At 56.4% G+C, this 15694-nt stretch carries 12 protein-coding genes; 2 read left to right on the top strand and 10 right to left on the bottom strand.

Annotation, left to right across the window (positions count from 1 at the left end; translation table 11 throughout):
* The first annotated feature begins 39 nt into the window (after positions 1–39).
* On the top strand, positions 40–714 hold the full coding sequence (locus tag AO068_RS22750) for a histidine phosphatase family protein (protein WP_221034603.1): 675 nt from the start codon (positions 40–42) through the stop codon (positions 712–714).
* Positions 715–831: 117 nt separating this feature from the next.
* On the opposite strand, the gene AO068_RS22755 is transcribed toward AO068_RS22750, so the two are convergent.
* On the bottom strand, positions 832–2763 hold the full coding sequence (locus tag AO068_RS22755) for an LTA synthase family protein (RefSeq protein ID WP_058409523.1): 1932 nt from the start codon (positions 2761–2763) through the stop codon (positions 832–834).
* Positions 2764–3090: 327 nt separating this feature from the next.
* Here AO068_RS22755 and AO068_RS22760 point away from each other — a divergent pair, with 327 nt between their 5' ends.
* The gene (locus AO068_RS22760) at positions 3091–4578 is read left to right on the top strand and encodes an ArnT family glycosyltransferase (protein ID WP_058409524.1); all 1488 of its coding nucleotides are present in this window, start codon (positions 3091–3093) and stop codon (positions 4576–4578) included.
* A 33-nt stretch (positions 4579–4611) separates the two neighbouring features.
* Here AO068_RS22760 and AO068_RS22765 read toward each other — a convergent pair whose 3' ends face one another.
* The 9 genes from AO068_RS22765 to AO068_RS29530 form a co-directional block, all read right to left on the bottom strand.
* A complete protein-coding gene (locus AO068_RS22765; protein WP_058402911.1) occupies positions 4612–6006 on the bottom strand; it encodes a UDP-glucose dehydrogenase family protein in 1395 nt (464 codons plus the stop codon).
* Positions 5984–6388 (bottom strand): 4-amino-4-deoxy-L-arabinose-phosphoundecaprenol flippase subunit ArnF, encoded by a 405-nt coding sequence (gene arnF / locus AO068_RS22770; protein WP_058409562.1) that lies wholly within the window; start codon positions 6386–6388, stop codon positions 5984–5986. The genes AO068_RS22765 and arnF overlap by 23 nt, the downstream gene beginning before the upstream one ends.
* A gap of 26 nt (positions 6389–6414) precedes the next feature.
* Positions 6415–6759 carry a 4-amino-4-deoxy-L-arabinose-phosphoundecaprenol flippase subunit ArnE gene (gene arnE / locus AO068_RS22775; protein ID WP_058402912.1) on the bottom strand — a complete coding sequence of 115 codons (345 nt, stop codon included), beginning with the start codon at positions 6757–6759 and terminating at the stop codon, positions 6415–6417.
* On the bottom strand, positions 6756–8405 hold the full coding sequence (gene arnT, locus AO068_RS22780; RefSeq protein ID WP_058402913.1) for a lipid IV(A) 4-amino-4-deoxy-L-arabinosyltransferase: 1650 nt from the start codon (positions 8403–8405) through the stop codon (positions 6756–6758). Before arnT ends, arnE begins: the two co-directional genes overlap by 4 nt.
* Positions 8405–9289, bottom strand: a complete 885-nt coding sequence (gene arnD / locus AO068_RS22785; protein WP_404944464.1) for a 4-deoxy-4-formamido-L-arabinose-phosphoundecaprenol deformylase — start codon at positions 9287–9289, stop codon at positions 8405–8407. The genes arnT and arnD overlap by 1 nt, the downstream gene beginning before the upstream one ends.
* Positions 9286–11277 (bottom strand): bifunctional UDP-4-amino-4-deoxy-L-arabinose formyltransferase/UDP-glucuronic acid oxidase ArnA, encoded by a 1992-nt coding sequence (gene arnA / locus AO068_RS22790; RefSeq protein WP_058409526.1) that lies wholly within the window; start codon positions 11275–11277, stop codon positions 9286–9288. The genes arnD and arnA overlap by 4 nt, the downstream gene beginning before the upstream one ends.
* The gene (gene arnC, locus AO068_RS22795) at positions 11274–12287 is read right to left on the bottom strand and encodes an undecaprenyl-phosphate 4-deoxy-4-formamido-L-arabinose transferase (RefSeq protein ID WP_058402916.1); all 1014 of its coding nucleotides are present in this window, start codon (positions 12285–12287) and stop codon (positions 11274–11276) included. The genes arnA and arnC overlap by 4 nt, the downstream gene beginning before the upstream one ends.
* Positions 12284–13432: a UDP-4-amino-4-deoxy-L-arabinose aminotransferase gene (gene arnB / locus AO068_RS22800; protein ID WP_058409527.1), complete on the bottom strand. Its 1149-nt coding sequence runs from the start codon at positions 13430–13432 to the stop codon at positions 12284–12286. Before arnB ends, arnC begins: the two co-directional genes overlap by 4 nt.
* A gap of 798 nt (positions 13433–14230) precedes the next feature.
* The gene (locus AO068_RS29530) at positions 14231–14521 is read right to left on the bottom strand and encodes a hypothetical protein (protein ID WP_058409528.1); all 291 of its coding nucleotides are present in this window, start codon (positions 14519–14521) and stop codon (positions 14231–14233) included.
* Positions 14522–15694: the final 1173 nt, after the last annotated feature.

A 15694-nucleotide genomic window follows, 5' to 3' on the forward strand; every position in this document is an offset into this window, starting at 1 on the left:
CGGTTTTCCATTGAACAGGCAGGCATACGGGGCAACTTGATGAAAAGTTATGGTAAATCCGCGTTCAGGGCATCTTCGCTTCTGGGCGGCAGGGTAAATGTTGTTCTGATGGCGGCCGCCATTGTGATTTCTTTGCTCGTGTTGACGGGTTACACCTATTGGCCGCGCTCGCCAGTTCGGCTTGTTCAGGGCGAGAATCTGGCCATGTCCGGTTTGTATGCCAGCTGGAAGAAAGGTGATGTGATGGTACTGGTTCGCCACGGCGAACGCTGCGACCGCTCCAGCAACGAGTGCCTTGGTGCAAACGACGGCATCACTCGCTACGGCAGTTCCGTTTCGACAGATGTCGGCCGGTCGTTCAGCGAACTCGGGCTTGCACACACCGATGTAATAACCAGCCCTTTGACCCGCACCGCCCAGACCGCACAAGCCATGTTTGGCCGTCCGGTGGAGGCCCAGGAATGGTTGTACAACTGTGATGAGAAGATGCTGAATGAGGTCATGGCGCACAAGTCTCTGAATCGAAATCTGATTCTGGTGACGCACAGCGGTTGTATTGGTCAGTTGGAAAGCCTGCATGGGTATCCTCATGCAGCCACCAGCGAGTACGACAGTGCGCTTTTCATTTCGCTCGACAGCCAGGGTAAACCCGTTATCCGGGGAATTATAAATCCGGAGGACTGGACGCAACTGGCGCAGCAGAAAAGCCGCTGAGTTGCCAGGTACTTGGTGAAACTTGGCAGTGACTGAGGGCGGCGCATCGAAGAGGGTCTGCTCGGATAGAGGGCAAACCGTGGCTTGCCCTCTGCAGGTGGCGATGTTGCGTTGCGGCTATGGCTTTGCGTTTTCAGGCTTCCAGCCGAGCAACTTGTGTTTGAACCCGTAACTGGCAACCTGGTAATAGGCGATGGCACGAGCGATCAATGGATCATCGCTGGTCGCCTTGCTTTCGACACTTTCTCCCAGCGCATTGTCGTGACGACGCAGACCCTGGCGAGGGCTGAGTATCGCAAGGTTGTTGCCGTCAAACAGGCCCAGGTGCTGGTAATTGCCGACTACCACGCGAGGCGGCAACGAGCTGTCCAGAAACAGGTTGCGGCCGAAGAACGTCGATTGATAGTCCAGGTTCAACAAACCCAGCAAGGTGGGCGCCAGGTCGATCTGACTGGCCAGACGGGATATTTCTGCCGGCTGGATCAGCTTGGGTGCGTAGATGAACAGCGGGATAGCATAGTTATCGATAGGCAGGTCTTCCTTTCCGGCGCTGCCCGCGGTGTGGTCAGCGACGAAGACGAATATTGTGTTGTCGAACCATGGTTTCTGGCTCGCGTCCGCCAGGAACTTGCCAATGGCGTAATCGGTATATTTCACTGCGCCATCACGGCCGTTACCCGACCGGATGTCGATACGTCCTTCGGGATACGTATAAGGGCGATGGTTGGACGTCGTCATGAGTTGCAGCAGGAACGGTTTTTTTGCCGCAAAATCGGCATCCGCCAGGTTCAGCGCCTGACGATAAAGGTCTTCGTCAGCCATGCCCCAGGCATTCTTGAAGTGAATGTCCTCTTCCTTGACGCTGCTCTGATCGACGACTCGATAACCGTTGCCGCTGAAAAAAGCATTCATGTTGTCGAAGTAACCACGCCCGCCATAAACGAAAACGCTGTCATAGCCCACATGGGCCAATTGCTGACCCAGGCTGGCAAAACCACTTTCGCGACCCACGCGCTTGACCACCGAGCGCCCTGGCGTGGGCGGAATGGAAAGGGTTATGGCCTCCAGACCACGGTCGGTGCGTGTACCTGTGGCGTAGAAGTTGTTGAAGTAAAGACCCTGCTTGCGTAGCGCATCGAGATTGGGCGTCAGGTTGCGTGTGTCTCCATTGCTGCCCAGGTATTTGGCACTGAGACTTTCGATGGTGACCAGTACGATGTTAGGCGTGCGTGGCGTTCCCGGGTTGTTGATCGACCGTCGAATATCCAGAGGGTCGTTGCCAGTGAATTGGCTGGCGGGCTCGGCAAGCTCCTGGCGCATTTGACCGGCGACCTGAGCATCGGGGAGGGTGGCGTAGAACTGTTGATAGTCCAGTTCATTGTTGCGGAACGCGGCAAAAAACTGATAAGGCCCGTTACTGGCGAGTTCCCGCTGATAGGCATTGCCACCCATACCGCGTGGTGTGTCCTGATCGACCCATTGCAGGCTGATACCCGCGAACAATAGCAATAATGCACTGGCGGCAAGACGACCACGATAGGACGGCAGGGGCGCTTTCACTGCTGCGGCTACTGCTCGACTGATCAGCAGACTAACGACGATAGCAACCAGCGCCAGAATGCCGAGCAGTTTACCCACAGGGTAGGATTCGAGAATGTTATTGAGTACTTCATCGGAATAGACCAGGTAGTCCACCGCGATAAAGTTGAACCTCACCCCGAACTCATCCCAGAACAGCCATTCGGCGACTGATGCAAACAGCATGACGAACATACTTAACGTCATGACTCCCTGAAGGAACCAGCGGTGCCCGCGGGCACGCCACAACACGGGTGGGCAGAAGAAGACGTAAATGCCCAGGGGGACGGCAGCGTAGCTCAGGAAGGCAAGGTCGTAGAGAAGTCCCGTTGCGAAGGTGGCGAAAAACTGCGTTCCTGCTTCATCCATATGAGTCGAAAATAAAAAAAGGCGTGTCAGAAAGAAAATGATCAGCCATGTACCAGTCGCCAGCAGCAAGAATCGGGCTGGGGCTGTTGAATAAATCCGCATTTGTCAATTCCTTGGACGGGAAAAATCTGAAATTTCAGGGTGAAATGTTGAGCATCAGCGTCTACTGCTGCGGCATGAAAGTTAGATGAGTTTTTCGCGTTGTCAAATTTCTGTAATCATAAACACACGCGGAAAGACAGTGCATCCTGCACGCTCTATTAATTAGTGTTAGCCAATTATTTATACACAAGGGTGAGTATTTGGTTGCGCAGGCGTGAAAAAAATGTTTAAGAGCTGTTCAACAATTATTCAACAACTCACTGTTTATAATTTGTCGTCCTGTTGCCTGTCGGTATCCTCTTTCTCGTCAAACCGGTATCTCCCTTGATGACTTCTCGTGTGCGTTCGCCGTTGCTGTTACTGCTGGGTGTCTTGCTGTTTTTTCTCGCACTGGGAAATCACCAGTTGCAAAATTCGACGGAGCCACGCGTGGCTGGCATTGCCATGGAAATGCACCTGAGTGGCAACTGGATTACGCCGAAACTGAACGACCAGCCTTTTCTGGAAAAGCCGCCGATGAGTGTGTGGCTGGATGCGGCGGCTATTCGGGTGTTCGGTCCTGCCCCATGGGCGGTAAGACTGGCTTCTGCCTGCGCGGGTCTGCTTAGCGTGTTGCTGCTTTACAGCATGCTGCGACGTTTCGGGCGGCCGGCATCCGTGGCCTGGGTGGCTGCTTTCATGCTGGCGACCCAGGCCAGCTTCTGGAGCAATTCGCGGCAAGTGGGCGAGGATGCCTTGCTGGCGTTGGGGGTAACCACCGCCTTGCTGGCATTCTTCCATGCCAGTAATCGCCTGCGTAGTGATGGGCTCTCTACAGGGCCCTGGTTGCTGTTCATGCTGGGTATCACACTGGCGACCCTGAGCAAGGGCGTGCTGGGGCTGGCAATGCCGGGCGTGGTGATTTTCGCCTGGCTTGTTTGCGAGTCAGTGCAGAACAAACGCATTGTTATTGCTCACTGGTTGCGCCCGGCAATGCTCACCCTTGTGGCCCTGATTCCGCTGCTCGTGTGGCTGTGTTTCCTGTACGGACAGGGTGGCATGCAGTCAGTGAAGGACGTGCTGTGGACCAACAGCGTTGGACGCTTCAGTGGTTCTTTCGAAGAGGCGGGTCATTACGAACCTGCCTATTACTACCTGACAAAACTGCCTGAGGCATTCTTGCCGTGGAATATCCTGGTTTATCTGGGGCTGTGGCATTTTCGAAAGCAGTTAATGGCCAATCGTTATCTGCTGTTCTTCGCCCTGTGGCTGGGCGCGCAGTTCCTGTTGTTGTCGCTGGCCTCCAGTAAACGCATGGTTTATCTGATGTCGCTGGCACCTGCGGCGGCAGTGATTGCTGCGGAATATGCTTTTGTTCTGGGTGAGCGATTGCAGGCTCGGTCGGGGCGCTCATTTTTTGCGGCGTCCATCATGAGAAATGGAAAGGCGCTCATGGCCGCAGGCGTTGTGCTGGTTGTAGCGAGCTATCTAAGTGCAGCCCTATGGCTCGCGCCACAAGCCGACAGGCAGTTGTCATTTCTGCCGCTGACCGACAAAGTCCATACCCTGCAGGTGCAGGGACGGCAGGTTGCCTTGTTCCAGCCCAGCGAACGGCTGGCGGGGGCCAGCGTGTTCTATAGTCAGAGCCTGCTGAAAACACTCACTGACAACGCTGAATTGACTGGTTTTCTTGCCAGCGCTGACGGCAATGTCGCTGTGATGGAAAGCATGCAGCCACCCGAACCACCCCTGCGGATTGTTGACAGCGTAAAGGTCGGGGATCGTATCTACTATTTCGTCAGTCAGGCACCGCTGGGAGTGGCTGTCAGTCACTGACAGCCACTCTGCACGGCGAGCGTCGCAGGTTTGTTATACGGCCTGACTGCTCGCCACTTGATCATGCGGTATCCACTGCTTCTGCGGGATCGGCAGATCGCACGATTCACCACGACCGATGGGGAAGTAGTGAAAGCCGCGTTTTGCAAGCCGTTCAGTGTCATACAGATTCCGGCCGTCGAAGATGATCGGCGCATTCAGCCGCTGCTGTATCAGATCGAAATCCGGGGCTTTGAACTGCTGCCATTCGGTGCAGATGATCAGCGCATCGGCATCGTTGAGCGCGGACTCAGGTGTTCCCATGAGAATCAGGTCCTTGCGATGACCATAGATACGCTGGGTTTCCTGCATGGCCTCGGGGTCGAATGCCCGCACACTGGCACCGGCTTCCCACAGAGCTTCCATGAGCACGCGGCTGGGAGCGTCGCGCATATCGTCGGTATTGGGTTTGAACGCCAGCCCCCATAAAGCAAACGTCTTGCCGCGCAAGTCGCCCTGGTAGAACGCATTGACCCGTTCGAACAGCTTACCCTTCTGCCGCTCGTTAATTGCCTCGACCACAGACAGCAGGTCGTTGGAGCAATGCGCCTCTCTGGCGCTGTGAATCAGGGCGCGAATGTCCTTGCCGAAGCATGAGCCGCCATAGCCGCAACCAGGGTAGATGAAGTCGTAACCAATGCGTGAGTCGGCACCGATGCCCAACCTTACGGACTCGACGTCTGCGCCCAGATGTTCTGCCAGCTCGGCGATCTGGTTGATAAAGCTGATTTTGGTCGCCAGCATGCAGTTGGCGGCATACTTGGTCAGTTCGGCGCTGCGCAGGTCCATGAACATGATCCGGTCATGATTGCGGTTGAACGGCGCATACAGCTCGCGCATGACTTTGCGTACCGCCTCATTTTCGCAGCCGATGACAATCCGGTCCGGGCGCCGGCAATCGTTGACCGCCGAGCCCTCCTTGAGAAACTCGGGGTTGGACACTATATCGAACTGCAACAGCCGACCGGCCTGACGCAATGCCTTGTCGATATGGCTGCGCAAGGCGTCGCCACTGCCGACCGGCACGGTGGACTTCTCGACGATGATCAGCGGCTCGCAGCGATGCCGGGCAATGGCTTCGCCCACCGCGAAAAACCCGCCGAGATCGGCCGAGCCATCTGCTCGGGAAGGCGTGCCGACCGCGATGAAAAGCACCTCGGCATGCTCCACCGCCAGTCGCTCGTCGGTGGTGAAGTGCAGGCGTTCATGGTCCAGGTTGTCACGTACGAGATTGGCCAGTCCAGGCTCGTAAATGTGTACCTGACCCTGACGCAGTTGATCGATTTTGGCCTGGTCAATGTCCATACAGACAACATCATGGCCGACTTCGGCAAGTACGGTCGCTTGTACCAGACCTACATATCCGCTACCGAAAACGCTGATTCTCATGGGGAAGATCCTGAAGTGACGGGCTGGAGATGCGCCGCAGGTTGATGGTCAAGACACCTGCCACGATCAGCGTGACACCCACAGTTTTCGATACCGTGAACGTCTCATGGAAAAATGGCAGGGTTGCAGCCAGCGTATAAACCAGTGCATAGCTGATACTGAGGAGCGAATAGGCACGGCTGAGGGGCAAATCACGTAGCGCCAGCAGCCAGAAAAGCATGGAGAGTGCATAGGCTGTGATCGAGGCGCAGATGACGGCGACGGCACTGGACTGAACCTGCCCGATATCCTGCAGGTCGAGCCATTGCTCAGGCGAGGGCATGCGGCTCATGCCCCAGCGCATGCCCAATTGCGCCGAACTGACCAGCACAACACTGGTCATGGCGTACATCGTTGCGCTACGGCGGGTCATGCCTGGCGTCCCAGCTGAAACACGCCGACAAGGATCAGCGCGATACCAAGCCAGTGCTGTGGGTCAACCGGCTCTTTGAAAACATAGCGCCCCGCCAGGGTGATCAGCACGAAGTTGAAGCCCAGCATGGGGTACGCGATGCCTACATCGATGCGTTGCAGCACCAACAGCCAGAGCAGCAGACCCAGCCCGAGGCAGGCAATCGCCAGCCACAGCCATATCGAACGCAGGGCAGCCCATACGCCGGGAAATCTCCCGCGCCAGCCTTCCACTGCGTACTTTTGTGCGATTTGGCCCAGGCACGTCAGCAGGCATGCGCTCAGGAGCATCAGCCAGGTCATAGCGCTGACTTCTCATAAATGAGGATGGCCAGGTTGCCTTCGTCGTAACGCTGGCCGTCCTTGGGAAGCATTTCAAGCTCCTCCAGCTCATCATCACTCTTGCCACGCATGATCACGCCGACCCTGCCTTCGCTTCGGGCTTTTGTAATCCAGGCGTCGATGTCCTGCAGACGGACTTGGCGGCCCTGTACATCCGGATAACCCAGGCCGTATTCAAGCTCGCCCCAAGTATTGAAAAGCGCGATGTCCGGTCGTTTCAGGCGCCACGACATGGCAGAAGCAGCGCCCAGATCATTGCTCAGCAAATGTGTACAGGCTGCCAGCTCCGTTTGATGCCTGGCGACAAACTGGTCGGGAGTCTTGTTGTACACCACGTCGTTTGGTAGTGCCGCAGGCAGCAATACGATCAGTAGCCAGCTTCCCACCGCTGGCAGAGCCCAGAAGGTCAAAGGGCGGATGCCTTGCAGGGCGTTGGTGAGCGTCCATCCGGTAAGTACGATGACCGCCAGCAACAAGTGCATCGGTTCGTTTTCGTACACGGGCTGTTTCAACTGCACGTAGATCAGCGCTGAAAGCCCGAGCAAGGTCAATGCTGCGTTAACTATTCCGTTAACACGCAACGCCGTGCCACGGCCTTGATTGAGACGTTCGACCAGAGCGTCAGCCATGAGCAATGCCAGCGGCAGCAGGCAAGGCAGTATGTAGGTCGGCAACTTGCCTTTGCTCAGGCTCAGAAATGCCAGCGGCAGGACCAGCCATAGCAGCAGAAAGGCGGTATCGGGCCTGCTTTTCTGTTGCCAGGCTTGCTTCAATGTCACGGGCAGCAGCAGCGCCCAAGGCAGGCAGGCCGCGATCAGCAGAGGCAGGTAGAACCACCAGGGTTGGGCATGCTGCGCATTGTCCCCGGCAAACCGGCGAATGTGCTCGTGCCAGAAAAAGTAACGCCAGTAGTCGGGCTCTTGCTGGTGTACCGCCAGCGCCCACGGCAGACAGACCGCAATGGCAATCACCACCGCAAGCGGGCCGAACCTGAGCAGTTCGGTCAGGCGTCTTTGCCATAGCATGTAGGGCAGGGTGATGATGACCGGCAACGCCCAGGCGAGAAAGCCCTTGGTCATGAACCCCATGCCGCAGGCTACGCCGACCACCGCCCAGGCTAGCAGGCGGGCTCGGCCGATGCTGTGCACTGCGTACCAGAACGCTACCAGCGTCAAGTTTGTCCAGAGGGTGAATTGCGGGTCGAGATTGCTGTAACCGGCCTGGCCGGCGACGAAACCGAAACTCATGAACAGCAGTGCGCTGGCGAAGCTTTTGCGCGGGTCGCGCCAGATCTTTCCCGCCAGCAGGTAGGCCAGCAAGACACTTAAACCGGTGCTTATCGCCGAAGCAATGCGCACGCCGAACAGGTTCTCGCCAAACACCGCCTGGCCCAAGGCAATCAGCCAGTAACCGGCAGCCGGTTTTTCAAAGTAACGCAAGCCCATGAAGTGCGGCGCGATCCAGTTGCCGCTGTGAAGCATTTCCTGGCTGATCTGGGCATAGCGGGTTTCATCGGGAATCCACAAACCATGGAAACCCAGCGGCAGCAGGTAGGCCAGTAAGAATGCCGCTAACAGGAGTGCGCCATCACGGTATCTGGAGTGCATCACTGTTGCACCCCCAGCCAGCCTTCGCGACCGGGCAGGTGACCGCGAACAACTTGCCCGCAAGGCAGTTGCTCGATGGCTTCCGGCAGCAGCCGGCCCAGCGGTTTGAACTCGATTTCCCGGGCGTTGGCCTGCTGTAACAGCTGCCTGAAACCGTCTGCCATGACAATGCCCTCCACTTCAGCATGAATGGTATAAACGTTGAGCCGCCGCGCAGCGAAGCGGTTGAGAATGTAGTCGTTGAAGGCCCCCGGCTGGAGTTGCGGGCCGACGATCTCATCGAAGGTCGGCAAGTCCACTGGAATCTGTGGCGTGCCGGGGCTGCCATCAGCCAGTAACGGGCGAAACAGGGTGGCACCGCGACAGTCGCTGTTGTAGCGGAAACCAAACGCCTGCTTGGCCTGCACGACGTGCTGGTCGGCACGCCAGCCTGCTGCTGCGGAGCAGATCACCGGGTTGCCTAAAATGTCGCTCAGGCAGTCGACCCCACGGTGTATCTGTGCGGTCAACTGGCGATCGTTCCAGCGTCCGGCATTGGCTTGCCAGCCATGGTGATCCCACGCATGCAGGCCGACCTCATGGCCTGCATCCAGAGCACGACGCATCAACGGACCGAGGTCACGCCCGATCGGCTTGCCCGGCCACGCCGTACCCGCCAGCAAAATATCCCAGCCATACAGGCTCGCGGCTCTGGAGCGAAGCATCTTCCAGAAAAACGTCGGCCGTGCGAGACGCCACAGGTGACGTCCCATGTTGTCGGGGCCGACACTGAAAAAGAACGTCGCCTTGACCTCAGCTTCATCGAGTATGTCCAGCAATCTGGGCACGCCTTCACGGGTGCCCCTATACGTGTCGACATCGATTCTTAAGCCTGCCTGCATCAGCGCATATCCGCCTTTTCAGCCATGGCTTCGCGAAGGAAGAAGTCCAGGGTTTTGCCAATCGTTTCGCTCAGCTCGATACCTGGTGTCCAGCCAATCAACTGTCGGGCGTTGTCGATGCTCGGTTTGCGATGGCTGACATCCTGATAACCCTTGCCATAAAAGGACTGGCTTTCTACTTCGCGAAAGCCTGCGAATGGCGGGAAGTTGTCGCGCAACGGGTGCGCTTCGAACTGGCGCAGCAGCTCTTCACCCAATTGGCGAATGCTGGCCTCATTGTCGGGGTTGCCGATGTTGATGATCTGACCATTACAGCGCCCATCGCGATTTTCGATAATCCGCGCCAGCGCCTCGATGCCGTCGACGACATCGGTGAAACAGCGCTTCTGGGCTCCGCCATCCACCAGCCGAATCGGCGTACCTTCCACCAGGTGCAAAATCAGTTGGGTGATGGCCCGCGAACTGCCGATACGCGCCGAGTCCAGTCGGTCCAGGCGTGGGCCCATCCAGTTGAACGGGCGAAACAGGGTGAATTGCAGGCCTTTCTGACCATAAGCCCAGATCACGCGGTCCAGCAGTTGCTTGGACACCGAGTAGATCCAGCGCTGCTTGTTGATCGGGCCAACGATAAGGTTCGATGTGTCTTCGTTGAAGCTCGCGTCCTGGCACATGCCATAGACTTCTGACGTTGACGGGAAAATCACCCGCTTGTTGTACTTCACGCAGTAACGGACGATCTTCAGGTTTTCTTCGAAATCCAGCTCGAACACCCGCAGTGGGTTGCGGGTGTATTCAATCGGTGTAGCGATGGCCACCAATGGCAGCACTACATCGCATTTCTTGATGTGATACTCGATCCACTCGGTGTGGATGCTGATGTCGCCTTCGATGAAGTGAAAGTTCGGCTTGGTTCGCAGGCGCTCGATAGCGTCTGAACCGATGTCCATGCCGTAGATTTCGTAACGATCGTCCTGCAGCAGACGCTCCGACAGATGATTGCCGATGAAACCGTTGACGCCGAGGATCAGCACGCGTGTACGGCGGGCCGGGCGGCGCTTTTCTGTATCGAGCAGTTGCGAGCCTTCCACCAGACCGAACTCGCGGGCCAGCTGTGCGCCACTGAGGTACAAGCCGGTGTCGCCGCGCTGTCCTGCGTTGATCACCAACGAACCCTCACCGCAGGCGATACGCAACGGGTCGTGGCTGATGACCGTGCCAGGTGCTTCGCCGTTATTGCCTGCCTCGGCACTGGCGGCCCAGACAATCAACTTGTTCTCGCCTACCGGGCAGAATGCGCCGGGGTAGGGCTGCGTGACTGCCCGTATCAGGTTGTACAGTTGCGTGGCCGGAAGCGACCAGTCGATCAAACCGTCGGCCGGGGTGCGGCGACCGAAACAGGTTGCAAGGGATTCGTCCTGCGGCGTGCCTGAAAGTTGCCCGAGGGCAAGCAGGGGTAGCGTTTCACTAAGCAGGTCAGCGGCGGCTTCACGCAGTTTGCCGTGGAGCGTCAAGGCTGTATCGGTGGAACTGATCGAGACGCGTTGCTGAGCAACTATCGGCCCTGCATCGGCGCGCTTGACCATCTGATGCAAGGTCACGCCGGTTTCGCTCTCACCGTTGACCAGCACCCAGTTTGCCGGCGCTCGTCCGCGGTAGCGTGGTAACAGCGAGCCATGCAGATTCAATGCGCCCTTGCTGGCACACGCCAGTAGAGGCTCACCGAGCAACTGGCGGTAATAGAAGGAAAAGATGAAGTCAGGGGCCAATTTGCCGATGCGCTCCACCCACAAAGGGTGGTTAGGGTCCTCAGGAGCATGCACGGGAATGCCGTGTCGCGCACACAGCTGCGCCACGGAACCGAAGAAGGTTTTTTCCTTGGGGTCGTCGGCGTGAGTGAAAACTGCAGCAATTTCATAACCTGCGCCCAACAGCGCTTGCAGGCCGACACAGCCAATATCGTGATAAGCGAAAACGACAGCTTTAGGGCTCATGGCGCAACCTTGTTCATATAGGGAGTTACAGAGGAATCAACGCTTTCGCTGGCAACTTCGGACGAGCTGCGCACGACTTTTTCGATGAAGAAGCGCGGACGCGCACGGACATCGCTGTACATTCGGCCCAGGTATTCACCCAGCAATCCCATGCCGATGAACTGCCCCCCGGTGAATACGAACAGCACCGCAAACAGCACGAACGTGCCATCACCGGCCCATGACGCACCGAAGATCAGGCGCAGAACGATCAGTACCGCAGCGAACAGCACGCCGAGCAGTGCCATGCTGAAGCCGATAATGCTGAGCAGGCGCAAGGGCGTAGTGGTCATGCAGGTGATCAGGTCAAACATGAGGTTGACCAGGCGCATGGGGCTGTATTTCGAGTCGCCATGTTCACGTTCGGCGTGATCGACCAATACCTCGGTCGTGTGCCGCGCGAAACTGTTGGCCAGAATCGGAATGAAAGTGCTGCGCTCGCGGCAGGCCAGCATTGCATCGACAATCGTGCGCCGGTACGCGCGCAGCATGCAGCCGTAATCGTTCATGGCCACGCCTGTGGAGCGCTGTACTGCCAGGTTGATGAGCTTGGATGGCCAACGTCGCCAGGCAGAGTCCTGACGATTGCTGCGCACTGTGCCGACAACGTCATATCCCTGCTCTGCAAGCGCCACCAGCCGGGGAATTTCCTCGGGAGGATTCTGCAGATCAGCGTCGAGGGTGATCACCACATCACCTTTGCACTGCTCGAAACCGGCCATGATCGCTGCGTGCTGACCGTAGTTACGATTCAGAATCACCGCAACGAAGGGGCTGCCAGGCTGATGTGCGGCCTGTTGAAGAATCTCTGCCGATTCATCACGACTACCGTCATCCACCAGCACGATTTCGAAGCGGTGATTCAATTGTTTACAGGCCGCGTCAGTACGCCGTAGCAACTCGGGCAAGCTCTGGCGCTCGTTGTAGACAGGGATGACAATCGACACAAACTTGATTGGGTAGGGTCTCAATGGCTGGATTCCACGGTCGATTCAATGGCACTGACAACCCGCTCGACATCATCCAGCGTCATGTCAGGGAACAGGGGGATAGAGCAAAGCCTTGATGAGTTCCATTCGGTGTCTGGCAGGCAGACGTCAGGGAAACGCTTGCGGTAATAGCTGTGCAGGTGAGTCGCAATGAAGTGGATGCCGGTGCCGATGTTTTGAGCCTGCAAGGCCTTCATGAACGCGTCGCGATCCAGCCCGCAGCGCTCGGGGTCAATGCGCAGAATGAACAGATGCCAGGCGTGGTGCTGGGCGTAGCGGGGCAGGGCGAGGGGAAGGACCGGGCTCGCGGCCAGCCGTTCGAGATAGTGGCTGGCGAGCGCCTGACGCTTTGCATTGATTGCGTCAAGGCGTTGCAACTGCACCAGGGCAATACTCGCATTCAGGTCGGCCAGGTTGTATTTGAAGCCTGGCTCCATGACTTCTGCCTGTGGTTTGCGACCCAGCGTCAGTCGGTCGTAGGCGTCGACACCCAGACCATGGAATTTAAGTTGGCGCACCCGATCAGCCAGTTGCGCGTTGTCGGTGACGAACATTGCACCTTCGGCACAGGTCATGTTCTTGATCGCGTGAAATGAAAATATCGCGGTGCCCTGATTGCCGACCGGACGACCCTTGTAAGCGGTTCCGGTCGCATGGGCAGCGTCTTCTATCACAGTAATGCCGTGCCGATTTGCCAGCGCATAAAGCGGATCAAGATCGAATGCGGCGCCAGCGTAATGCACCGGCACGATCGCTTTGGTTCGTGGCGTGATGGCTTGCTCTATCAGCGCTGCGCTGCTCATCAGAGTGCCACGGTCGACGTCTACAAAAACCGGAGTGGCCCCCAGCAGGCAAATCATGTTGGCCGTCGACACCCAGGTCTGCGAAGGCGTAATCACTTCATCGCCAGGCCCCACACCCAGTGCCAGTAGCGCAACATGCATCGCCCCGGTAGCAGACGACAACGCAACCGCATGTTGCGCGCCAACCCGCACCGCAAATTGCTCCTCAAGCTTCTGACATTCCGGCCCGGTTGTGACCCACCCGGAACGCAGCACACGAGTCACCGCAGCAACTTCTTCATCGCCTATGGAAGGCCGTGAAAAAGCAAGAAAAGCCTGGCTCATAGATATTTTTCCAATTTACGTTTCATAGCCAATATAGCCAACACAGAAAAAAACGCATGACACGGGGGCATAAACATAGACGTGCATCAACGGCGAGCTGCCAAGACGGGAATACCGGTAGCGGCTGCAAGTGGCGCAATGTGTATGGGCACATTCGCTGGACACCAGAAACGGCCTGCTGACGAAAGCAAGTGTCGCGAAGATAGGGGCTCAAACATCAAAATATTGTCCAGACGCCGTTGGTTTTTTGTGGCGCATTGCAGCGCTTGTGAGCCATAGGGTAGGGCGGGTTATATGGGGATAACAATGTCGTCATGACAATATGTAGAATTATTAATGTGGTGTTCAGCTTTCATTTAGGTAATCGCAGACAGACAGCTGGAGTTCAGCTTGGTCATGCTAATTGTGGGAGTTTGTAAGTGACGTTACGTATGACAACGCCATTGGAATTTAATGAAGCTTTCATGACCAGAGTGCGAATTTATATGGCTGGGTGCAGGCAACAGCTTGAGTGCCCGTATGCTTGGGCCGGGGTGATTGTGCCTGTGTGGCGGTAGGCTGCCTTGCGGCTGTCTGACAGTTCGCTCAGATCAGTTGGCAAAGCGAACGGAGGCGTGGAGGATCAGGCGTGATCGGGTTGTTCATATAACTCAACTAAATGTCTGTTTAGTTGAGTTATATGAGAGTGTGCCCATTGTATAAGTATAAACAGGCGAGGGTTGCCGTTCCAAGCCTCGGCACTGTCATATTTATCACCTATTAGCTCATCAGGCTACAGGGCGGGTATTGGCAGAGCTGTTAAATGCCTTTCATACACTTGCGTACATCATCGTCTATAACGTTGCCTGGCTTGATGCAGTCCCTTAGCGGCTTTTCATCTTGCATGCCTTCAAACTCAGCTTTGGCTCGGTTTCGGCACTGTTTGTTTACAGCCTTGCCCAGCGGCGATGTGTCGCCTTTGTATGACTCGCATGTCGCTGCATTGGCAGCTTTTTGCATCTGCACGACCATTGGCAGGGTCGTGGGATCTACAGCCCATGCTGGTGAGCTTATACAGGCAATTAAAATCGCTATTGTCCGTTTCATCATCAGTCCTTGATTTCAGGTCTAGCGGGCGCTGGTACCATCGCGGACACTTTACCGTAAAACGCTTTGAGTTCGAGTGGTGACTTGGGTTGCTGATTCGATGTCATCCGCGCGCAATGGCTCGGTCCGTCATTGATCGTCTCAAGCTGGCGATCACGATGTGTTGAAGCTCACGCTGCGATTGAGTCGGATACTGAAGTGTGAGGGGCTTCGATGTTCACGTTGTTGAATAGCCAGGAGGCAGTTCTCGGGCTTCAAATCTGGTGGCCAGGGCTCACAAAGGACGTATGTATAGGTACGCATAATGTATATTATGTTAAATTGTATCTATTTGTAACTGCCACGCCCGGTGTCACCAGTGAGTAAAAACCGTGGTTTGCCTCGAATTACCAGAATCCAACCAAATCATCGAGTTCCTCGCCCTACTTCCTGCGTCTTCGAGGTTTTCCTAGGCTCTAGTCAGCGATTCCTCAGATTTGAAAACGATGCGATCTTTGTCAGCGCGCTCGCATAGACTTGTAATCCATTGCTGAGGCCACAGTTCCTTCTCTGTTCCCACCCTTGGGTTTACTCAACGACCATGCCCAAGTTGAACAACTCATAAACCTGGAAGTTCGGCGCCGCTTGGAGTCAGTTCCCGGGCATCTGAATGCGCTCAAAGCCTGGCAAACTGATGAAGCAATCCCGACGGCTTGGATTCCAAGACCGCCACTAAAAGGTGCTTTGCCCGATCGTAGAGTCGATGCGGCCTGACGATCACCGATTGAGGTGTCCGGAAAAAGTTGACCACTGCACTCCTACTCCTTTGGAAATTTGAGCATGCTGGAATGGGGACGTACATTCCGAGCAATGTGAGGAGGCCTGCGGACCTCCCCGCGAACGCTTAAGGTGTGTCGGGCCTTTCTACTTCAGCGTAGTGGTAGATATTGTCGAGCCCTATGGCACCATGCTTCTGCGCATCGAAGCCCTGAAACGAATGGCGTGTTCTATTTTTGGAGTGATCGGCCAGCACCACTTCGTGGATTATTGTAAGCGTGCGCACGATTGAAGGCTGCGTCTGCTAAGGCGTGATTTAGGCTACTCCCCCCCTGCCCGGATGATGGGAATAGGCTTCGATCGATATTCAATTACAGCGCCAGACGATGAAGCTCGACATTCCAACAGTAGCCTTTCGAC

This window comes from Pseudomonas sp. ICMP 3272, assembly GCF_001466905.1.
Taxonomy (GTDB): domain Bacteria; phylum Pseudomonadota; class Gammaproteobacteria; order Pseudomonadales; family Pseudomonadaceae; genus Aquipseudomonas; species Aquipseudomonas amygdali.